Source organism: Nocardia sp. CA-119907 (assembly GCF_050955995.1).
In the GTDB taxonomy this organism is placed as follows: Bacteria; Actinomycetota; Actinomycetes; order Mycobacteriales; family Mycobacteriaceae; genus Nocardia.
In genome coordinates this window covers 7,820,590-7,838,428 of the sequence record NZ_CP192091.1, presented here as the reverse complement: position 1 = coordinate 7,838,428, position 17,839 = coordinate 7,820,590, and the positions used below count along the sequence as shown (strand labels likewise).

The 17,839-nt window shown below is 65.5% G+C and carries 17 protein-coding genes and 2 pseudogenes; 11 read left to right on the top strand and 8 right to left on the bottom strand.

The features are described 5' to 3' along the window. Positions 1-5 precede the first annotated feature (5 nt). Positions 6-1,391 carry a diaminobutyrate--2-oxoglutarate transaminase gene (gene ectB / locus ACQP2D_RS35235; RefSeq protein WP_433680249.1) on the top strand — a complete coding sequence of 462 codons (1,386 nt, stop codon included), beginning with the start codon at positions 6-8 and terminating at the stop codon, positions 1,389-1,391. Here ectB and ACQP2D_RS35230 read toward each other — a convergent pair. Continuing rightward, a pseudogene (locus tag ACQP2D_RS35230) lies at positions 1,350-1,901 on the bottom strand (L,D-transpeptidase family protein); the annotation flags it as partial. The gene ectB and the pseudogene ACQP2D_RS35230 overlap by 42 nt on opposite strands. A 443-nt stretch (positions 1,902-2,344) precedes the next feature. Here ACQP2D_RS35230 and ACQP2D_RS35225 point away from each other — a divergent pair. Then, entirely contained in the window at positions 2,345-2,959 is a 615-nt protein-coding gene (locus ACQP2D_RS35225) for an Rv1733c family protein (RefSeq protein ID WP_433680248.1), read from the top strand. Between the two features lie 11 nt (positions 2,960-2,970). Here ACQP2D_RS35225 and ACQP2D_RS35220 read toward each other — a convergent pair whose 3' ends face one another. Together ACQP2D_RS35220 and ACQP2D_RS35215 are read right to left on the bottom strand one after the other, a co-directional pair. Beyond that, complete coding sequence (locus tag ACQP2D_RS35220; protein ID WP_433680247.1) at positions 2,971-3,825, bottom strand: alpha/beta fold hydrolase; 855 nt, start codon at positions 3,823-3,825, stop codon at positions 2,971-2,973. A gap of 254 nt (positions 3,826-4,079) precedes the next feature. Then, positions 4,080-4,355, bottom strand: a pseudogene (locus ACQP2D_RS35215) (FAD-dependent monooxygenase); the annotation flags it as partial. Positions 4,356-4,467: 112 nt separating this feature from the next. Between ACQP2D_RS35215 and ACQP2D_RS35210 the strand changes: the two are divergent. From ACQP2D_RS35210 to ACQP2D_RS35195, 4 genes are all read left to right on the top strand, one after another. Beyond that, positions 4,468-4,578: a hypothetical protein gene (locus ACQP2D_RS35210; RefSeq protein ID WP_433680246.1), complete on the top strand. Its 111-nt coding sequence runs from the start codon at positions 4,468-4,470 to the stop codon at positions 4,576-4,578. A gap of 210 nt (positions 4,579-4,788) precedes the next feature. Beyond that, positions 4,789-5,817: a VOC family protein gene (locus ACQP2D_RS35205; RefSeq protein WP_433680245.1), complete on the top strand. Its 1,029-nt coding sequence runs from the start codon at positions 4,789-4,791 to the stop codon at positions 5,815-5,817. Positions 5,818-5,913: 96 nt separating this feature from the next. Then, complete coding sequence (locus tag ACQP2D_RS35200) at positions 5,914-7,047, top strand: amidohydrolase family protein (RefSeq protein WP_433680244.1); 1,134 nt, start codon at positions 5,914-5,916, stop codon at positions 7,045-7,047. 467 nt (positions 7,048-7,514) lie between these two features. Continuing rightward, positions 7,515-9,134, top strand: a complete 1,620-nt coding sequence (locus ACQP2D_RS35195; protein WP_433680243.1) for an FAD-dependent monooxygenase — start codon at positions 7,515-7,517, stop codon at positions 9,132-9,134. Positions 9,135-9,570: 436 nt separating this feature from the next. Here the strand turns inward: ACQP2D_RS35195 and ACQP2D_RS35190 are convergent, their stop codons facing one another. Beyond that, positions 9,571-9,912, bottom strand: a complete 342-nt coding sequence (locus tag ACQP2D_RS35190; protein WP_433680242.1) for a histone-like nucleoid-structuring protein Lsr2 — start codon at positions 9,910-9,912, stop codon at positions 9,571-9,573. 402 nt (positions 9,913-10,314) lie between these two features. After that, positions 10,315-10,782 (bottom strand): MarR family winged helix-turn-helix transcriptional regulator, encoded by a 468-nt coding sequence (locus ACQP2D_RS35185; RefSeq protein WP_433680241.1) that lies wholly within the window; start codon positions 10,780-10,782, stop codon positions 10,315-10,317. 134 nt (positions 10,783-10,916) lie between these two features. Here ACQP2D_RS35185 and ACQP2D_RS35180 point away from each other — a divergent pair, with 134 nt between their 5' ends. Together ACQP2D_RS35180 and ACQP2D_RS35175 are read left to right on the top strand one after the other, a co-directional pair. Continuing rightward, on the top strand, positions 10,917-11,816 hold the full coding sequence (locus ACQP2D_RS35180; protein WP_433680240.1) for an N-acyl homoserine lactonase family protein: 900 nt from the start codon (positions 10,917-10,919) through the stop codon (positions 11,814-11,816). Further along, positions 11,813-12,250 (top strand): SRPBCC family protein, encoded by a 438-nt coding sequence (locus ACQP2D_RS35175; protein ID WP_433680239.1) that lies wholly within the window; start codon positions 11,813-11,815, stop codon positions 12,248-12,250. Before ACQP2D_RS35180 ends, ACQP2D_RS35175 begins: the two co-directional genes overlap by 4 nt. Here ACQP2D_RS35175 and ACQP2D_RS35170 read toward each other — a convergent pair. Then, a complete protein-coding gene (locus ACQP2D_RS35170) occupies positions 12,157-12,690 on the bottom strand; it encodes a PhzF family phenazine biosynthesis protein (RefSeq protein ID WP_433680238.1) in 534 nt (177 codons plus the stop codon). The genes ACQP2D_RS35175 and ACQP2D_RS35170 overlap by 94 nt on opposite strands. A gap of 110 nt (positions 12,691-12,800) precedes the next feature. Further along, positions 12,801-13,112: an EthD family reductase gene (locus ACQP2D_RS35165; RefSeq protein WP_433680237.1), complete on the bottom strand. Its 312-nt coding sequence runs from the start codon at positions 13,110-13,112 to the stop codon at positions 12,801-12,803. Between the two features lie 164 nt (positions 13,113-13,276). On the opposite strand from ACQP2D_RS35165, the gene ACQP2D_RS35160 reads away from it, so the two are divergent. Then, positions 13,277-14,179, top strand: coding sequence for a LysR family transcriptional regulator (locus ACQP2D_RS35160; protein ID WP_433680235.1), 903 nt, complete (start codon positions 13,277-13,279; stop codon positions 14,177-14,179). Between the two features lie 1,605 nt (positions 14,180-15,784). Here ACQP2D_RS35160 and ACQP2D_RS35155 read toward each other — a convergent pair. Continuing rightward, a complete protein-coding gene (locus ACQP2D_RS35155) occupies positions 15,785-16,693 on the bottom strand; it encodes a LysR family transcriptional regulator (RefSeq protein WP_433680234.1) in 909 nt (302 codons plus the stop codon). A gap of 80 nt (positions 16,694-16,773) precedes the next feature. Between ACQP2D_RS35155 and ACQP2D_RS35150 the strand changes: the two genes are divergently transcribed. Continuing rightward, positions 16,774-17,268: a cupin domain-containing protein gene (locus ACQP2D_RS35150; protein ID WP_433680233.1), complete on the top strand. Its 495-nt coding sequence runs from the start codon at positions 16,774-16,776 to the stop codon at positions 17,266-17,268. Positions 17,269-17,329: 61 nt separating this feature from the next. Then, entirely contained in the window at positions 17,330-17,689 is a 360-nt protein-coding gene (locus ACQP2D_RS35145; RefSeq protein WP_433680232.1) for a DoxX family protein, read from the top strand. Positions 17,690-17,839 lie beyond the last annotated feature (150 nt).

The window sequence follows — 17,839 nt, the reverse complement described above, 5'->3', positions numbered from 1 at the left end:
CGTCGATGACTGTCGTCCCGATGTCCGTTTTCGAGGCACTCGAGTCGAACGTGCGCGGGTACTGCCGAGCATGGCCCGCGGTCTTCGATACCGGCAGCGGCGCCTGGTTGCGCGATGAGAACGGCAAGGACTACCTGGACTTCTTCGCGGGCGCCGGCGCACTCAACTACGGCCACAACAACCCGATCCTCAAGCGGGCGCTGATCGACTACATCGTCGGTGACGGGATCACCCACAGCCTCGATATGTCGACCGTCGCCAAGCGGGGACTGCTGGAGGCCTTGCGCGACCGGATCTTCGCGCCGCGCGAGCTGGACTACAAGGTGCAGTTTCCCGGTCCGACCGGCGCGAATGCCGTTGAGGCCGCGCTGAAGCTGGCCCGGAAGGTCACCGGTCGCCAGACCGTTGTCAGCTTCACCAACGCCTTCCACGGCATGTCGCTGGGCGCGCTGTCGGTGACCGGCAATGCCGCCAAACGCGCCGGTGCCGGTGTGCCGCTGGCGCATATGACGCCCATGCCCTATGACGGATTCCTCGACGAGCACGACGATCTGCGGTGGCTGCGGCGCGCGCTGGACGATTCGTCCTCCGGCCTGGACAAGCCCGCCGCGGTGATAGTCGAGACGGTGCAGGGTGAGGGCGGGGTGAATGTCGCACGCGCGCAATGGCTGCGGCAGCTGGCCGAATTGTGCGCGGCACGTGGCATTTTGCTGATCGTCGACGATGTGCAGATGGGTTGCGGACGGACCGGTGGGTTCTTCTCGTTCGAACTGGCCGGTATCACGCCCGATATCGTGACACTGTCCAAATCGATCGGCGGCTACGGATTGCCCATGGCGCTGGTGCTGTTCAAGCCCGAACTCGATCAGTGGGCGCCCGGTGAGCACAATGGCACCTTCCGCGGCAACAATGCGGCATTCGTCACCGCGCGGGTGGCGCTCGAGCACTACTGGTCCGATAGCGCGCTGGAGTTCGCGACGTTGGCCAAGGGCGAGCTCGTGGCGCGCGCACTCACCGAAATCGCGGCGGCGTTCCCCGGTGTGTCGACCCGTGGGCGTGGGCTGGTGCACGGGCTCGTCTTCGAGGATGCCTCGCGTGCGGGCAAGGTATGTCAACTCGCCTTCGAACGCGGGCTGCTGGTCGAGACCTCGGGCTCGGCCGACGAAGTGGTAAAGCTGTTGCCGCCGTTGACCATTACCGAGGACGAGCTGAACCGTGGGCTGGCACTGCTCGCCGGTGCGGTCGAGGTCATCTGCGGATGGTCACCGGCGCGCCAGTCCGATGTCGATCACCGGATGGGCGCTCGGATCCAGCCATCGCATGACGGCGCGCAGATCGGCGGCGGCGATCGCGACGCACCCCGCGGTCGGGCGTCCGGTCTCGATATGTAGGAAGAACGCCGATCCCGCCCCCGCGACGACCGGCTGGCGGTTGTAGTCGATCACCACGGCGTGGTCGTAGGCCGCACCCGCCGCGCCGAGGTTCTCGCTGGCGTGTTCGTCGAAAGCGCACGTGCCCGTGGCGCAATGCGCGTAGCGGTTGTAGTTCGGCGCGGCGGTGTCGGAGACCCACCAATCCGAATCGCCGACCTGCTGATAGGGGAGTCTGGTCCCGTCGTTCGGCGCGATCCCGAATGCCTCGCTCAGTGTCCATACACCGGCGGGCGTATGTGCCGAGTCCTCGCTCGCGCGGCCGATGCCGTCGCGCCCGACGTAGGCAGGCAGTGGCCCGATCTCGGCCCGCCACCCACCCGGAAAACGCTGCCACGCAGTCAGTGTCGCCGTTGTCGCGGTGGCGTCTTCGGCGACGACGGTGAGCAGTTGCGTGGCGTCGCCGTGGTAGGGCAGCGGCAGATCCGAGGTCGGGGCGCTGCTGCACGCGGCGACTCCGGCCAGCAGCACGATGATCAGCGCTACCCGTATCGACAACTGGTACCTCCCGAAATAGCAGCCCCAGGAGTGTCGACCCTACTGCGCGTTCAACTGTTGCCCAGCGCCGGCGAGGCATGGTGTTTCGGCTGTCGATAGCTTCGGTAGACCGAGTCGGACCTGTGGTTTATCTCATGCCGCCGGTTTGTTCACCGAGCGCGCGGGTGACTGCCCTGGTCACCGACCGAGGCAGTGATGCGAACTTCATTCCGGTGAACACCGCCCGACAAACTGGCTGGACTTCGGCCTCGCTGTCCGAAAACCGCCCGACCGCTGATGAGCCCCGCATCGACCGGGGTGCATCTTGTTTCGTCTCGGTTTATCGGCTTTCGGGGGTGCATCATCTGGCGATGTAGGGGAATGCTCGTAGTAGGGGTCGCGGTTGCGTGCGGGCCGTGGCTCCGTTGTAGGAGGTGATGATGGTGTCGGAGTCGCCAACGCTGCCGGTGCGCCTCTGGCGTGTGCAGCCCTGGAATCCCAGTCCACTGATGAGGGTATCGGATCGCGTGCAGGGGATCATGCGGATTGTGGCCGTCCTGATCGTGCTGGTCGCGGTGCCGATCGCGGCGGCGGCAGGCACCGCCGCTTATGGCACGGCCTCGGCGCGGATCCGCACCGAGAACGCATCGAAAGTCGCTGTGACCGCCACCATCACCGGCAATCCGGTGCGGGTCGCGGCACCGGTCGCGGACCGGAACGGCGCCATGGTCGAGCATTTCCAGGCACAGGTGTCCTGGACCCGCGACGGAAAGTCCGCGACCGCGATAGTCGGCGTACCCGATAACGCAACATCGGGTCAGCCAACCGCCGTCTGGCTCGGCCCGGACGGACTCCCGACCTCCGCCCCGCTGCGCTCCAGCACCGCCGCCGTCCACGGCATCAGCGTCGGCGCGGCCGTACTGATCGAAATCTGGCTCGGCGCGGCAGCCCTCCTCTGCGCGACCGCCTGGGCCCTCGACCGTCAGCGCCACATCCACTGGGATCGCGAGTGGCGCCAGATCAGCCACCCGACCGGCCAGGGCAGCCAATGAGCTGTCCGGACTCAGACTGTCAGGAAGGTGTGGGTTACCTGGTTGAAGTAGTCGGCGCGTTCCCACTGCACCCAGTGCCCGGCGTTGGCGGCGAGCAGTAGATCGCAGTTGGGCATGATGTCCGCCAACATCTTTCCGCCGCTGGGGCGGTTGACCTTGTCGGCGCTGCCCCAGATCACCAGGGTCGGAGTGGCCAACTCGGCCAACCGGCTGTCGCGGGTGAAATCCATCCGCCACAGCGTGCGCAGCGCGGTCGGTCCGGACGGGCGGCGCAGCGGCGGATTCGCGACGACCTCGGGGTCGATACTCGACTGGTAGCGGGTGTCGATGACCTCGGCGGGCACCGCACTGCCGTCGAAGACGAGGTCTTCGCGGATGAAGGTTTCCAGCTTGTCGCGGGAGGGGCCGGAGCCGCCGTAGTACGCGAGGAGATGTTGCAGCCCAGTGGTCGGCAGCGCGCGGGTGGTGCCGATTCCGCCGGGGCCCATCAGGACCATGCGGTCGACACGATCGGGAGTGTCCAGCGCCAGTCGCAGTGCGCAGGCGCCGCCGTAGGAGTTGCCGACCAGATGCGCCCTGCGGATGTCGAGTCGGTCGAGCAGGCCGCGAATGGAGTTGGCCAAATAGCCGAACGGGTCGTTCTGGTCGACACCCTTGCTGGACCGTCCGTAGCCGGGCAGATCCGGCACGATCACCCGGAAGCTCTTCGCCAATTCGGCGATATTGCGCCAGTAGTTGGAGACCCCGGAGGCACCGGGTCCGCCCCCGTGCAGTAGCAATACGGCCGGGCCTACGCCGGTCTCGGCATAGAAGATCTTCTTGCCGCGTACGTCGACGGTCTTTTCGATCATCGTCGGTGTGCTCATTTTCGCTGTCCCTTATCGGTGCTTCGTGGTGTTGGGCTGGATATTTCGGCTGCTACCGGGAGTCCCGTCGGCGGTGAAGGCAAGGTGTCGTTCGCAGCGGCGGCGGCGTAGACGAACCCATCGGGCCGCAGCGCCAGGACTGTCGCGTGTTGCTGGCGCATCCAGTCGACGAGGGTGTTGTCGATATCGACGGCGGCTCCTTGCGATATCGCCGTCCCCGCTGGTCGGAGCCGCATCATGGCGGCCGTCCACTCGGGCCGGGCGGCGTCGTCGACGAATTCGAGCGGCTTATCCGCCAGCATGTCCTGTTCGAGGCGTTCGGCCAGGTCGAGCCGCTGCCAGATGCGGATGACCTCCTCGTCGGTCGCGATCGCCCTGGCCCGGCTGTAGATGGGCTCGTCTCGTTCGATGACGACGACCTCGAGGCCGAGTCGGCCGAGGAAGTTCGCGGCAGTCACACCGGACGGGCCGTAGCCGACGATCGCGACATCGTAGGAGTGCTGGACGGTCACGTCGAGACCTCTCGTCATTGGGGGCTTTCGAGCCAAAGGACCACCTCCAGGGATTGTTCCCGTAGCGGCTATTACAGTATGATGATTTCATCAGAACGTCAATGAATCATCAGAAGTGCGGAGAGGGTCAATGGCTGACCTGTTCTTGGGGGTCGGCCGCCACGGCATGGTCGACGGGCAGGGGGACATGATCGTCGATATCGCGCTCGACATCGTCGCTCGTCGCGAGGCTGTGGTCTGACCCTGTTTCCGCATTTTCTGACAAAATCATCAGATTCGCTTGACAGAGCTTTGGATCGTAACTGATGATTTGATCAATAGAGGTTGTGGAGGTAGCTGTGACGAGAATCGACAAAGGTGTCGGCATCGCACGGACGGTGCGCTTCGGCGGATACGAAATCTGCGATGCAGCCGGATCCGGTCCGGCGGTACCGAATTGGAAGGCGCGGTCATGAACGGCTTTCTGCGCCCGAATATCGACGGTTCGGTGTTCGGTGCCGTCCATCTGGGGTACGTAGTCGTGCAATCGAATCGGCTCGGCGACTGGCGGCGGTTCGGCGCCGACGCGATCGGGATGCACGTGGACGAGGCCGGCGTGGACGCAGTGCGTTTCCGTCTGGACGACCGCGCCTGCCGTTTCCTGATCCAGCGCGGCCCCGCCGAGGATGTCATGGCGTTGGGCTGGCAGGTCGACGATCATGAGACCTTCGACCGCATTGTCGCGCGGGTGGCCGATCGTGGCGTCCCCATCGCCGAGGGCACATCGGAGCAGGCCGCCCTGCGCGGGGTGGAGCGGTTGTGGCGCTTCGCCGGCCCGAAAGGTCTAGCGCAGGAGATCTTCACGGTTGCGGTGACCACACCGGAACCGCTGCGGATGCTCAGCTCGGGATGGGTGACCGGGGAGGCCGGAATGGGACATGTCGCGATCATTTCCCGCGAACCGGAGGCGATGCGCGGCTACTACTACACCGTTTTCGACTCCCGACTGAGCGACTACATCGACGAGAACGTCTCCGGATTGACGATGAAGATCCGATTCCTGCGGGTCAACGAGCGCCACCACTCGATCGCGATCGCCAACCTGCGCGGGGTGAAAATCGATCCGATTCGAACTCGGGTGCAGCACATCAATATTCAGTCCGCGACCTTGGATGACATGATCGCGTCCTTCCAGCGCGTCAAGGATCTGGGCTTCCGCATGGCGTGGTCGGTCGGGCAGCACACCAACGACCGCGAACTGTCGTACTACTGCGTGACTCCGTCCGGATTCGAACTCGAGGTCGGCTGGAACCCGATCGTGATCGGCCCGGAACTCGAATCCACCTGGGAGCCGACGACTTATCAGGGCATCAGTATCTGGGGTCACTCAACGGTCGGGGAGACGGTGCTGGACAAGTTCGCTCAGTTCCGCCAAGCCCTGCGCACGATCAACACGCCGGAGATCACGGTTCCCGAACTCACGGGCGGAGCCGCGCGATGAGCAATGCGCCCGCCTGGCTGGCTCGCACCGCCCGGGAGTTCGGCGACCCGCTGCGTGCACCAGTTGCCGATTCCCGACTCGGAAAGTGAGAATTCCGTGCCCGATTTCCGCCCGCAATCCAGCCCGAAGATGAGCCGTCGCCGTGCGATCGGCGGTGCGGTGGCAGGGACGGGTGCCGCCGTGGCAACGTCGCTGCCGCGCGCGGTGGCCGCCCCGGCGCGTGCCCAGCAGTCCGCGCCGTCGGGCACCTACCGCATCGACCTGCACGCGCACTTCCTGCCGCCGGACTATCGTGCGGCACTGCTCGAACACGGTCACCTCACCATTGGCGGCTATCCGACGCCCGACTGGTCACCCGAGCAGGCACTGGCGTTCATGGACTACTACGGAATCCAGGCACAGGCACTGTCGGTCTCCGATCCCGGCGTGTCGTTCCTGAGCGGCAAGGAAGCCACCGATATGGCCCGCTATTGCAATACCTATGCGGCGCAACTGTTCCGGACCCATCCGACGCGCTTCGGCGCATTCGCGGTGCTGCCGATGCCCGACCTCGTCGCCTCGATCGCCGAGGCGACCTACGCTCTGGACGAACTGCACCTCGACGGGGTCATTCTGCTGTCGGCCTATAACGGCGTCTATCTCGGTGACCCGCGATTCGAACCACTGATGGTCGCGCTCAACCAGCGCAATGCCTACGTCTTCGTGCACCCCGCCGCCATCCCCGACAATGCCAAGCCGAAGCTGCCGCTGCCGGACTTCTTGGAGGAGTTCACCTTCGACACCACCCGTGCGGCCACCATGATGATGGTGACCGGCATGACCCAGCGCTACCCCAATATCCGCTTCCAACTCGCCCACGCCGGTGGCACCCTGCCGTTCCTGTCGCACCGGGTCAGCGTCGCCTCGCAGACGGTACTCGGCGACCTGTGGCCGCAGGATCTGCCCAAACCATCAATCCTCGATACCAAGCGACAGATCGGGAACTTCTACTACGACACCGCACTGAGCGGATCGGCCGCGGCAATGGCCGCCACCCTCGCCGTCACCGAACGCAATCACATCGTCTTCGGCTCAGACTGGCCCTTCAGCGCCCTCACCCTGCCCCAATCCGGCTCCCACGACCCGGCCCCCGGCCTCAGCGATATCTTCGACGCCGACCAGCGCATGGAGGTCGAACACCACAACCCGCTGCACCAACTTCCCCGCCTGGCCGAAGCGGTCAACGCGTAACCAACCGGCTACACCGCACTCGCGGCGATGGCAGAGGTGATCCAAAGCTCTCGGACAGCGGTCGAAGCAAATATCGCTGCAGCCAATGGGTTTCGGCGGATCGGCGCGGTATCGAGCCGTCGGTGGCGGCCCCGACAGATTCAGTACGTCGCCGAACACGGCGCCGCGGTTTCGACGTACTACAACCTGGTGACGTCGGTCTACTCGATCGTGAACGCCGAAGGAAACTGTCGCGAGCGCAACTCGCCACCGCAATTCACGCAGTGGCTGGGTTCGATCGAATCCCATATCCCCGAAGGATCGGTGCAGTGCTGATCGCGATGTCGATTCCGGGGAGAGCCTGATCCGGTCAAAGGGAAGTGCTCCCTTCCGTTCTCAACATATAGCGCACCGGGGGTCTTGCGGCAAGACCCGGGTCATGCCGCAGAATCGCTGGCCGAAGCCAGAAGTGGAGATGGGAGTACCGAATGAGTGTTGGTGTCGACTACCGGGACGAGCGAGGGCACGACGAAACGTTCGGAGGGGAACGGCAAGTGGTGGACACCGACGTGATCATCGTGGGCGCTGGCCCGACCGGGCTGATGCTGGCCGCTGAGCTGCGCCTGGCCGGAGTGCGAGCGCTGATACTGGAGCGGCAGCCGCAGCCACGAGACACCCCGAAGGCCAGCGGTATCGGCGGGCGGATCCTGGACTTGCTGCGCTACCGAGGCATTCTGGACCGATTCGAGGCAGCGAGCAGCGACCCCAACGTGGCTCCCCGATTCCCATTCGGCAATGTGTACTTGGATCTCACACAACTGGCAGATCCGCCGATGCGGGCGCTGCCGCTCGCACAGCGGGAAATCGAGCGGCTGCTCGACGAACGCGCTGGTGAACTCGGCGCCGACATCCGTCGTGGACGCGAGGTGGTCGGGGTGCGCCAGGACGATGCCACGGTGACCGCGGATGTGCGCGGACCGGATGGGTCTTACCGGGTGACCGCCCGATACCTTGTCGGCTGCGACGGCGGACGCAGCCGGGTCCGCGACATGGCAGGCTTCGCCTTCCCTGGCACCACATATCCAGAGGTCAACAGGCTGGGCCAGGTCACCGTACCCGATTCGGTGACCGTGCTCGACAACGGCGATATCGACGTCCCCGGGCTGGGCAGGATCCGTTCGGGTTTCACACGAACGGATCGCGGTGTGTTCGCGTTCGCGATCATCTCCGGGGTTCTGTCCCTGCAGACCACCGAAGACGAGTCCACCGAATACGACGACGATGAGCCGCTGACCCTGACCGAGCTCGCGGACAGCGCTCGCCGTGTGCTCGGCGCGGATCTCCCCTTGGGAGAGCCGATTCGGCTGTCGCGGTACACCTTCAAGGATCGGCAGGCCGAACAATATCGCGATGGGCGGATCCTGCTGGCCGGCGATGCGGCCCATCTGTTCCCCGCCACCGGTACGGCGCTCAATGTCGGCATGCTCGACACGGTCAACCTTGCCTGGAAGCTCGCCGCCGACATCCAGGGCTGGGCGCCGATCGGGCTGCTGGACACATATCACGACGAACGCCACTTCGCGGGTGCACGCGCACGGTTACAGACCCGAGCCCAGGTGGCGCTGCGGCGCAGCCACGACCCAGCCGCCGATGCACTGCGGGAAGTCTTCCAGGAACTGCTCGTCGACGAGTCGGCATTGCGTCGCATGGGAGCCCTTGTCGGCCACGCCGACATCCGCTATCCGATGCCGGGCTCCAACCACCACGCCTTGACCGGTGCCTTCGCACCCGACCTCACCCTGCACACCGACCAGGGCACAACCACCGTCGCGGAACTCATGCACACCGCCCGGCCGATCCTTCTCGACCTCGCCGATCGCCCGGAACTCCGCGAGATCGCCCGAGACTGGCTGCATCGGATAGACATTCGCACCGCAAAAACCGATGACCGACCGGCCGATGCCCTACTGATCCGCCCGGACGCCCATATCGCCTGGGCCGCATCGATCGACGAACCTGCCGACACCGCCGCGCTCGCGCTGCGAGAAGCACTCTCCAGCTGGTTCGGAGCACCCTTGGAAGCGACTGCGCCGATCACCCCCGCCTGATCGGCCCATCGAGCACTGCCAGGAGAACAGCCACCGCAGTTCGTACAGCTCTCCGTGCCTGCCCAACCGGAGCGTTCGGTAATCGGCACGAGCGGCTGTTCTCGGGCGTGCCGGTGAGGCAACTTTCCGCCGGGGGTCCATTCGTTCGCCAGGGGAAATGGGGATTGCCGCATAGCGAATCGGAAACGCCGAACGCGATGGATTCGGTGCAATATGTGCATCGCATCTATATCAGTAGATCAAGATCGACGGACTGGTCGAATGGGAGCTACCGGCAATACTGTGCCGGTGCGCGTGGTGCGCGTCGGCTTCTTCGGGCGGCATTCATTCGCCGCTCGAGGAAGCCATCGATATACGAGGGCGGGCGTCAGCACCTTTTGTCGGCGCCTGCGATCGGCTTCCTCGGTATCGACAACACCAGTGATGTGGGGATTTGCTACTTCTGTGCGCTGTTGTAGGCGGCTACCACGTCGGCGGAGATTCGGCCGCGGGCCGATACCTTGTGGCCGTTCTTGCGGGCCCATTCACGGATCGCCAGCGATTGGTCCCGGTCGACCGTCGAACCCAGGCCCTTGCCCACGGCACGTGACTTGGTCACCCGACCGGTGCGACGAGCGTTTTCCGTCCACGGCTCCAGGGTGGCACGCAACTTGCCCGCGTTCTTGGTCGACAGATCGATCTCGTAGATCACGTTGTCGAGGGAAAAGCGAATGGTCTCGTCCGCCTTCGATGTGCCGTCGTAGTCGTCGACCACCGTGACGGTTACTTTCTTGGCCATGAGCCATCCTTAACGTAGATGCGGATATTTTCTTCGAATGCTAATTCGGATAGTCTATGCCGCCGAATCCTATTAAAGCCAGCCTACTATGGCTGCACATGCATTTCGCAATGGTCGAGAAATTCTGTCGACTCGTGTGGCGGTCCGGTCGTGCGCTCGGTGGCATGTGCTGGATTCCGCCGAGTGCGCTCGGGCATTCGATGCGCTGTTGGCGCAACGGTTTCCGGCGCGTGTCTGTCCACGCGGGAATTGGCCACCGCGGACCGGTGCGGAAGTGTCGCGATCCGGCATTCAAATCGAAATCCGCCGGAATCCGAGCCGTCCTGGCGGCCCGGCACTGCGCCTGTGGTGGAGGCCGTTCGAGCGGCTCGACCAGTCTTCCTCGGGGCCGGAGCCCGAGACTCATTTCGGTATGGCTGCCTCGCGGCGTCGGGCTAATGCCTCGCCTGCGGATGACCCGTCGGCGAGCCCGCGCAATACGCGCAGGGTCGGTTCTATGGGCTGCCCGGCGGTCAGCTGATCCAGCTGCTCGTACAGCGCACTCTCGACGGCGGCGATCTGGCGTGCGACCCGGCGTCCGTCCGGGGTGAGGGTGAGCGAGACGAATCTCCGGTCGCCGGGGCTCACCTCGCGCTCCACCAGTCCCTGAGCCGTCAGCCGGTCGACGAGCCTGCTCGGGCTCGTCGTGGTTTCACACACGAGTAGCTCCCCGAGGCCGACCAGTGTCAGCGGTCCGAAGTCGTCGAGAACGCGCAGCACTTCTGCCTGAGATGGAGTCACCCCCAGCGGTCGCAACTGTGCTGCCAGCTGCCGGTTGCCTTCTCGCTGGATCGCCAGAATCAGATACCGCAACTCTTCCGCGGTCCTCACCGCACTCGCCTCGTCCCCACCACTGCTCCTGCTCCCACGTACGACCGCCACCTGAAACATTACACGGCACCTATTGCTCGACAGTAGATGTCGTGTAATCTAGTTACACGACATCTACTATGAGGAGCAACGCCATGAACACCGTCTCGGACCCCATCTCACGCGTGTCGGTCATCAGCACCGGCACGGTTGCCATCCGCCCCGAACATGTCGGACCGACGCGGAAGAACACCTATGTTTGGCTGTTCACCGCACGCCGATGGACCGACCCGAGGCCGATCAATGTCTTCGTCATCGAGCACCGAGACGGCCTGGTCCTGTTCGACACCGGCCAGGACCGAGCTTCGGTCACCGACCCCGATTACTTCCCGGGTGGGCTGAACGGTCTGGTCTACTCCCGGCTCGCCAAGTTCGATATCGAACCGGCGCAGACGCTTTCGGCCGGAGTCCGCCGCCTCGGGCACACGCTCGGCGACGTCCATACCGCTGTGCTGTCGCATCTGCATCAGGACCACATCGGCGGGCTTCCCGAACTCGGTCGCTCGGACATCGTGATCGACCGGATCGAGTGGGACTCCCTACGCAAACCTCTCCCCGAGGCCCGAGGACTGATGCCGACCCACATCGACCTGCCCGGCCTGCGCTGGAAGCAGGTGGAACCGGAAGGTTTGGCCGATCCCGCCATCCGCCCCTTCGAGCGCGGACACGATCTGTTCGGTGACGGCAGTCTGGTGCTGCTGCGCACACCCGGCCACACCCCGGGATCGCTGTCGATGCTGGTGCGTCGCCCCGGGCAGCATCCACTGCTGATGGTCGGTGACCTCACCTACGACGACCGCCTACTCGCCGAAGGCCATCTGCCGGGAGTCGGCGACAAGCGGCAGATGCGAACCTCGGCAGACCTGGTGAACGAACTCCGCACGGCACTGCCCGGACTCGTCATCCTGCCCGCTCACGATCCGGGCGTGAGCGCGCGACTGGCGCGTGCTTTGTCGAACCCGCCGGTCGCCATCCGGACGCAGGCGACATCATGAGCAGCGAACAAGCCGCACGGATGCGTGTCGCAGCGACTCCGGACCAAGTGCGAGCCGTGCTCCTCGACCCGCTGTCGCTACCCGAATGGAACTCGGCCTTTCTTCGAATTGACGGCCGACCGGAGGCGGTGACCGGCGAACCCTATCGGTTGACCGTGCGCCCAGGACTCTCCGGAACCTTCGACTACGTCCGCATCGAACCCGGCCGAATCGACACCCGCTGGAGCGTGCCGGGATTCACCGAACTCGGCAGCTGGCACATCCAACCCCACGGTGCCGCAACAGAAGTCGAGCACGCATTCGGTCACGAAGGTCCGCTCGCCGCGGTGCTCGCGCCGGCCTACCGCTCGGTCGCGCGAATACGGCTCACCCGGCTCGCCGCAAGACTCGGCCACACCGAGCCGTCGTCATCGCATTCCGCCGGCCCGCAATGAGTGCGCCCGACAGCGCGTGCTGATTCGGAGCGCTCGTCCGGTGCCGGGTGACGCAGCGCGACGAGGCCCTGGTCGAACCACACCTCGATGCCGGCGGGGCGGCGGATCGCGACGGTGTCGAACGTGCGCCCGCCGGTGTGTTGGCGGTCGTTCAGCTCGCCCAGCGCGGTGCGGGTCAACCGGACGGCCTGCGCGGCAACGGTGCCGTGGCCGCAGCCGGACAGTTCGGCGGTGGCGGTGAAGAACCGGACCGGCCAGCCGCCGTCCGGCGTCCGCCCCGGGCCGAGGAACGCCGCGTGCGAGGTGCCGGCCGCAGCAGCGACCGCACGCCGGTCCGCGTCCGTCGCCGCCGGGTCGTCGTCGGTGGCGGCCGTGGGGCTGCCGCCCCGGCCGTCGCGCCGCACGCACGCATCGACCACCGTGACATCCGGCCAGGACATCGGCCCACCTTTGACGCTCAACGAACCGGCAACCGGGAACGGGGTTCCGCCGAGAGCCGGACCTGGCCGCCACGGCCGACCGAACGCGTCCCGGAGCGTACCGTCCTGCCTCAGACGGTGCCTTCCTGCACCGGATAGTCGATGACGACCACGCCGCCGGTGGCGTAGTTGACGACATCGGCGGCCGCCCGCTGGCCTTGCGCCGACGCCCGAGCCGCGGCCAGGGCGGCGGCGTCAGCGAAGTCGCCTTCGAAGACCACGAAATACGGTGCTTCCCCGTTGGTCGCCGCCACGTCGAAGCTGTAGCGCCACGCAAGCAGGCCGGGCATCTCCATCACCAGCGGAAGGTGTTTGGTCACGTAGTAGTCGCGGAAGTGGTCAGGGTCGGCGGGCTTGGGATACAGAACCAACAACTTATGCATGACGACCTCCGTCCAGATCAGGGTCGGTGTGTGTGAGTGCGATATCCAGTACCGCGGTCGGTTGAATCGTCATATGCGCAGGTTAGGGCTTGATGTGTGGTCGAGGGAAAGACCGGAACGGGATAGGCTCAGAACGGATCGTTATCAATCGACAGGGAGGGCATGTGGCGCCGGATACGGTGAGCCTGCGGTACTTTCTGGTGCTGGCGCAGGAGTTGAACTTCACCCGCGCGGCCGCACGGATCGGTATCGCACAGCCCGCACTCAGCGCCCGGATGCGCCGATTGGAGGCGGAACTCGGCACGAGCCTGCTGGTCCGCAACACGCGTAGCGTCGTATTGACCACGGCCGGTGCGGCTTTGGCGGAGTCCGCGCCGCCCGCGCTGGCGGCGCTGGACCGGGCATGGGACACCGCCCGGAATGCGGGGGCCGGTGAACTGGGCACGCTGCGCATCGGATACAGCCTCAGCGCCGGGGCCGAGACGGCACCGGCCCTGGTGGACAGGCTCATTCGCAGCAGCCCTGGACTCGAGGTCGGCGCGGTCCCGATGGCGACACCGGAGATCTCCCCCGCGGTCGCCGACGGCCGCATCGATGCCGGGATCACCCGCGGTGAACAGCCGGGTCGTGGCGTGCGCCGGTTCCTGCTGCGGCGTATGCGCGTCGGGGTCCAAATGGCACAGCATCATCCGCTGGCCGAACACCCGGAGATCGAGATCGCCGATGCGGCCGCGTATCCGCTGCGACTCCCCGACCGTACGGCCAACCCCGTGATCCACGATCAGCTGTCCGCACTGTTCCGCGACATCCGGCCGAACCCCCGATTCCACACGCCCGCAGTCTCTTTCGACATATCTCAGCGCGACTTACGCGACGGGCTCACCCTCGCCCCGGCCGGTGAAGCCGCGGTCACGGCATCACCGGCCGGTCTCACATGGCGACCGCTGCGGGGCGCACCCACCTTGACGATCCACCTGGTCCTCCCGCGCGTGCAGTCACCACTACACCGCCGCATCCGTACCGTCGCCAAAACCCTGGCGCACGAGCTGCACTGGCTGCCGGACTGACGCGCAAGAGGTCAAGCGAGACGGACGTCTGTGGTGGCGAGGCCGAAGACCTTGCGCCCGGCGGACTTCGCGGTGATGACGACGACGGCGGTCTTGCTGAATGTCGGACACGACCTCGATACGCCGGCGGATCAGCATCCGATGATGGCCTTTGCGATCTGCTTGCCTGGAGGTCGGGTCGCTGCGCCCTGTATTCGAGAAAGACGTTCTGTGCCTCGGGTGTCTGGACGTGGGGAACGTCCTCCTGATGCGCTTGTTGGGCTTGGTGTCCCGTCGCGGTAGGAGGACGTTCTATGGGTAACGGTAGTGGGCGTGTCCCGGGGTGATCGCAACCGAAACGTGCGTCTGGCTCGGTTGCGAGAGTTGATTCCGGCGAGCAACGCGATCGTCGGGATCGACCTGGCCGAACGCAAACAGATGGTCGTTGTCACCGATCATGATTCGAAGGTGCTGGCGCGCAGAACATTCCGATGTCGCGCCTGGGACCTGGGTGCCGCGCTGGACTGGGCTGCAGATCATGCCGCTCTAGCGGGGTTTGCTGGAGTGAGCGTGGCGTGTGAACCGACTGGTCATCGTTGGCGGGTGCTCGGGCAGTTGGCTGCGGACCGAGGCATGTCGTTCGTGTGTGCAACCGGCGATGACCGCCCGGTCGCGCCGCGCGGAAGACCTCAATGATCTGCGAACGTGATGCGGAGATCGCCACTCACGGCCGATTCAAACCTCCGATGACCTCAACCGCCGCCTGAGGGCGGCGCATTGAGCGGTCGGTCGGGGGCGGAGCCCTACTCGGCATCGAGACACTCGTGATCTCGCCTGTAATCCTGGGCAGCCCCGACCTGTCGTCACCACATCCCGATTACACGCTGCAGGGCAACCAACCCATTACCGCTATGCAGGGACACGACAGACCTGGGCACCGACCGAATCGCTTGACACAAAACGCCTTACGCTGATTACAGGGCGTTCTACAGGCGAATGTCGATGTCCACAGACGCTGTCCTAGCCTCAGTCGAGGCTAGGAGTCCCTCCGTCGCACTCGTCGGCCAAGGCCCTCGGGCTGGGCCAGTGCCCCTCGAATACCGCAGATCTCGAATACCGTCACTCCACCGGGTGCTGCCGCAGCGTCGCGTAGACGCAATGCGAGCGAGCCGCAGTGTGTGAGTCCCTGCTCAATCGCGTGCAGCGCAGTCGTTGTCGTACGTGCCTGTGCGCCAAGGGCGCTCACCCTCCCGGACATCGCTCGATTCTGCTAGAAACCGCCCTTCACCACCCAGTAGTTCATCCAACCGGAGGGAATTCCTCAGCGCGTAAGTGTCCACAAATCGATAAATTCTCGACACGCGGGACGAGGCTCTGAACGATGCATAAACACCTTCGGCATGGGTCCTACGCTTGCTCCGACGAAATAGCGCGCCGGACGCCAAGCGCAGAGGAAGGCCGAGGGTTGCCCTAGATGCACGCGTTCGTGGACGAGACCACCACCAGCCAGAGTCACCACGGCCCGGGACGGGCGTCTCGCTGACGCTTCGAATGCCCTGATGGGTTCGCCTCGTCTCGGGTGGGGCTCGTGGCCGGCCGGGTCGTATTCACGGCCGGGGCCGGGGTTCACCTGCTGCGTCCATCGCCGCCGAGGGTTGGCGTCGGATTCGCTACCGGTGGTAGGGGATCGCTGTATGCGGCCGTTGCTGTTTGCACGAAGGATCGGATCAACGGGTTGGTGTCGCCCTCGTTCCAGACCACCACCACCCTGCTCGGCGCCATATCGATGAGCGGGACCACGGCCAATCCCTCGGGCGCGGTGTGCCCGAGCGGAGTGATGCCGACGGTGCCGTTCCAGAGCACCGCCTGCATACATTCCTGGACGACCCGCACCACCGGGCCTTCGCGCGGTTCGCCGCCGTTCCAATAGGTCTGCCAGATGGGGTCGGTGCCGTCGGGGAACTGGAACCAGCGACGGCTGGCCAGGTCGGCCAGCTTCAGGTGGTCGCGATGGGCCAGCGGATCGTCGGCGCGCAGTACCGCCCCGACCGGGTCGGTGCGCAGTTCACGCACGATCAGGGCGGTGTCGTTGAACGGTGCACGGGTCACGGCGACGTCGACCAGTCCGGCCTTCACCCCGCAGGTGGGGTCGGTGAGGTCGGTATCGCGAATGCGGATGTCGATCTCGGGGTGCTTGCGGCGGTAGGCGGCGGCCAGCCTGGTGATGCCGGGGTCGGTGGCGTCGCCCAGAATGCCGATGGTGAGGTTCGTGTTTCCGGCGGCGGCGGCCACCCGTGTGCTGACGCGGTCGACGTGATCGAGCAGAGCGCGTGCCTCGTCGAGCAGCACCGCCCCGACCCGGGTGAGACCGACTCCGGTGGGCGATCGGTCGAAAAGAGCGGCGCCGACCTCCGACTCCAGTTGCTGGATGGCGCGGCTGAGCGGCGGTTGGCTCATGTGCAGTCGGGCCGCGGCGCGACCGAAATGGCGTTCCTCGGCGACGGCTACGAAGTAACGCAGCGTGCGTAGCTCCACGCTGGCACGATACCCGTTCGGTATCGGCATCACAGAACAGGTCTTGGACAGCCCTGACATCCGGGCGGTGCAATCGAAACATGACCGACGAAGCGAACAGCGACGAAAAGAACTCCGGTGCAACAGTTTCGGTAGTGCGTCCCGGCGAGGGTGAGACGATCATGTTGGGTGCCACCCGAATGCGTGTTCTCGAGGACGGTAGCAATACCGGGCACCGTCTCGGGATCGCCGAATCCGTCTTGGCCCCGTACACTCCGGGACCGCCGCAGCACCGGCATGCCCAGCACGACGAAGGCTTCTACATCATCTCCGGCGCGGTGCGGTTCACTGTCGGCGACACCGACTACGACGCGACAGCGGGCACGCTGGTGATGGTCCCACCTGGGGCCCCGCACACCTTCGCCAACATCACCGGCGAGCCGGCCGTCATGCTCAGCACCTTCACACCCGACCTATATGTGCAGTACTTCCGCGACCTCCAGGACGTGGTCGCCGGCGGCCGGGAACTGACACCGCAGGTGAACATCGACGCGATGAGCCACTACGCCACCGAGCCCGCCACCGACCTCGCCTGAACCCGAGCGGGCCGGAGACGCGCTGCGCCGCGGCCCGCATCCCTCACCGCTGGATGGAATCGTGAATATCGCGTATTGGATCGTTGCCGGCCTGCTCGCCCTGTTCTACCTCTGTGCAGGTGCGCTGAAGATCACCCGAAGCCGGGATCAACTCCGGCCCATGATGGCCTGGGTGGACCGCATACCGCTACCCGCCGTCCGGGCCCTCGGCGTGCTCGAAGTACTCGGCGCGCTCGGGCTGATCCTCCCACCACTGACCAGCCTCGCGCCGCGGCTCGCGGTCGCCGCGGCCATCGGTTTCGCACTCCTACAACTCGGCGCGATCCCGGTCCACCTGACCGGTAAAGACCGACAAATCGGCCTCAACATCACACTTCTTCTCGCAGCAGCCGTGACCGTGTGGCTGGCGACCCGCGTGTGATCTCCAGCCACGACGCGAAACCGCTTATGCGTTCTTCGTCCAGACCCTCACGCGCAGAACGTATTTCCTTGCCGCGTACCGAACGATCGGGCCACAGGGCTCAGCCGTCCTTCGTACCCCTGATCTGCGCCGACGCGGGACAGAGTGTGG

Bases quoted from the DNA above. Each gene is read 5' to 3' on its own strand.
- ectB (WP_433680249.1), top strand. From the start codon at position 6: ATGACTGTCGTCCCGATGTCCGTTTTCGAGGCACTCGAGTCGAACGTG.
- ACQP2D_RS35225 (WP_433680248.1), top strand. From the start codon at position 2,345: ATGATGGTGTCGGAGTCGCCAACGCTGCCGGTGCGCCTCTGGCGTGTG.
- ACQP2D_RS35220 (WP_433680247.1), bottom strand. From the start codon at position 3,825: ATGAGCACACCGACGATGATCGAAAAGACCGTCGACGTACGCGGCAAG.
- ACQP2D_RS35210 (WP_433680246.1), top strand. From the start codon at position 4,468: ATGGCTGACCTGTTCTTGGGGGTCGGCCGCCACGGCATGGTCGACGGG.
- ACQP2D_RS35205 (WP_433680245.1), top strand. From the start codon at position 4,789: ATGAACGGCTTTCTGCGCCCGAATATCGACGGTTCGGTGTTCGGTGCC.
- ACQP2D_RS35195 (WP_433680243.1), top strand. From the start codon at position 7,515: ATGAGTGTTGGTGTCGACTACCGGGACGAGCGAGGGCACGACGAAACG.
- ACQP2D_RS35190 (WP_433680242.1), bottom strand. From the start codon at position 9,912: ATGGCCAAGAAAGTAACCGTCACGGTGGTCGACGACTACGACGGCACA.
- ACQP2D_RS35180 (WP_433680240.1), top strand. From the start codon at position 10,917: ATGAACACCGTCTCGGACCCCATCTCACGCGTGTCGGTCATCAGCACC.
- ACQP2D_RS35175 (WP_433680239.1), top strand. From the start codon at position 11,813: ATGAGCAGCGAACAAGCCGCACGGATGCGTGTCGCAGCGACTCCGGAC.
- ACQP2D_RS35170 (WP_433680238.1), bottom strand. From the start codon at position 12,690: ATGTCCTGGCCGGATGTCACGGTGGTCGATGCGTGCGTGCGGCGCGAC.
- ACQP2D_RS35165 (WP_433680237.1), bottom strand. From the start codon at position 13,112: ATGCATAAGTTGTTGGTTCTGTATCCCAAGCCCGCCGACCCTGACCAC.
- ACQP2D_RS35150 (WP_433680233.1), top strand. From the start codon at position 16,774: ATGACCGACGAAGCGAACAGCGACGAAAAGAACTCCGGTGCAACAGTT.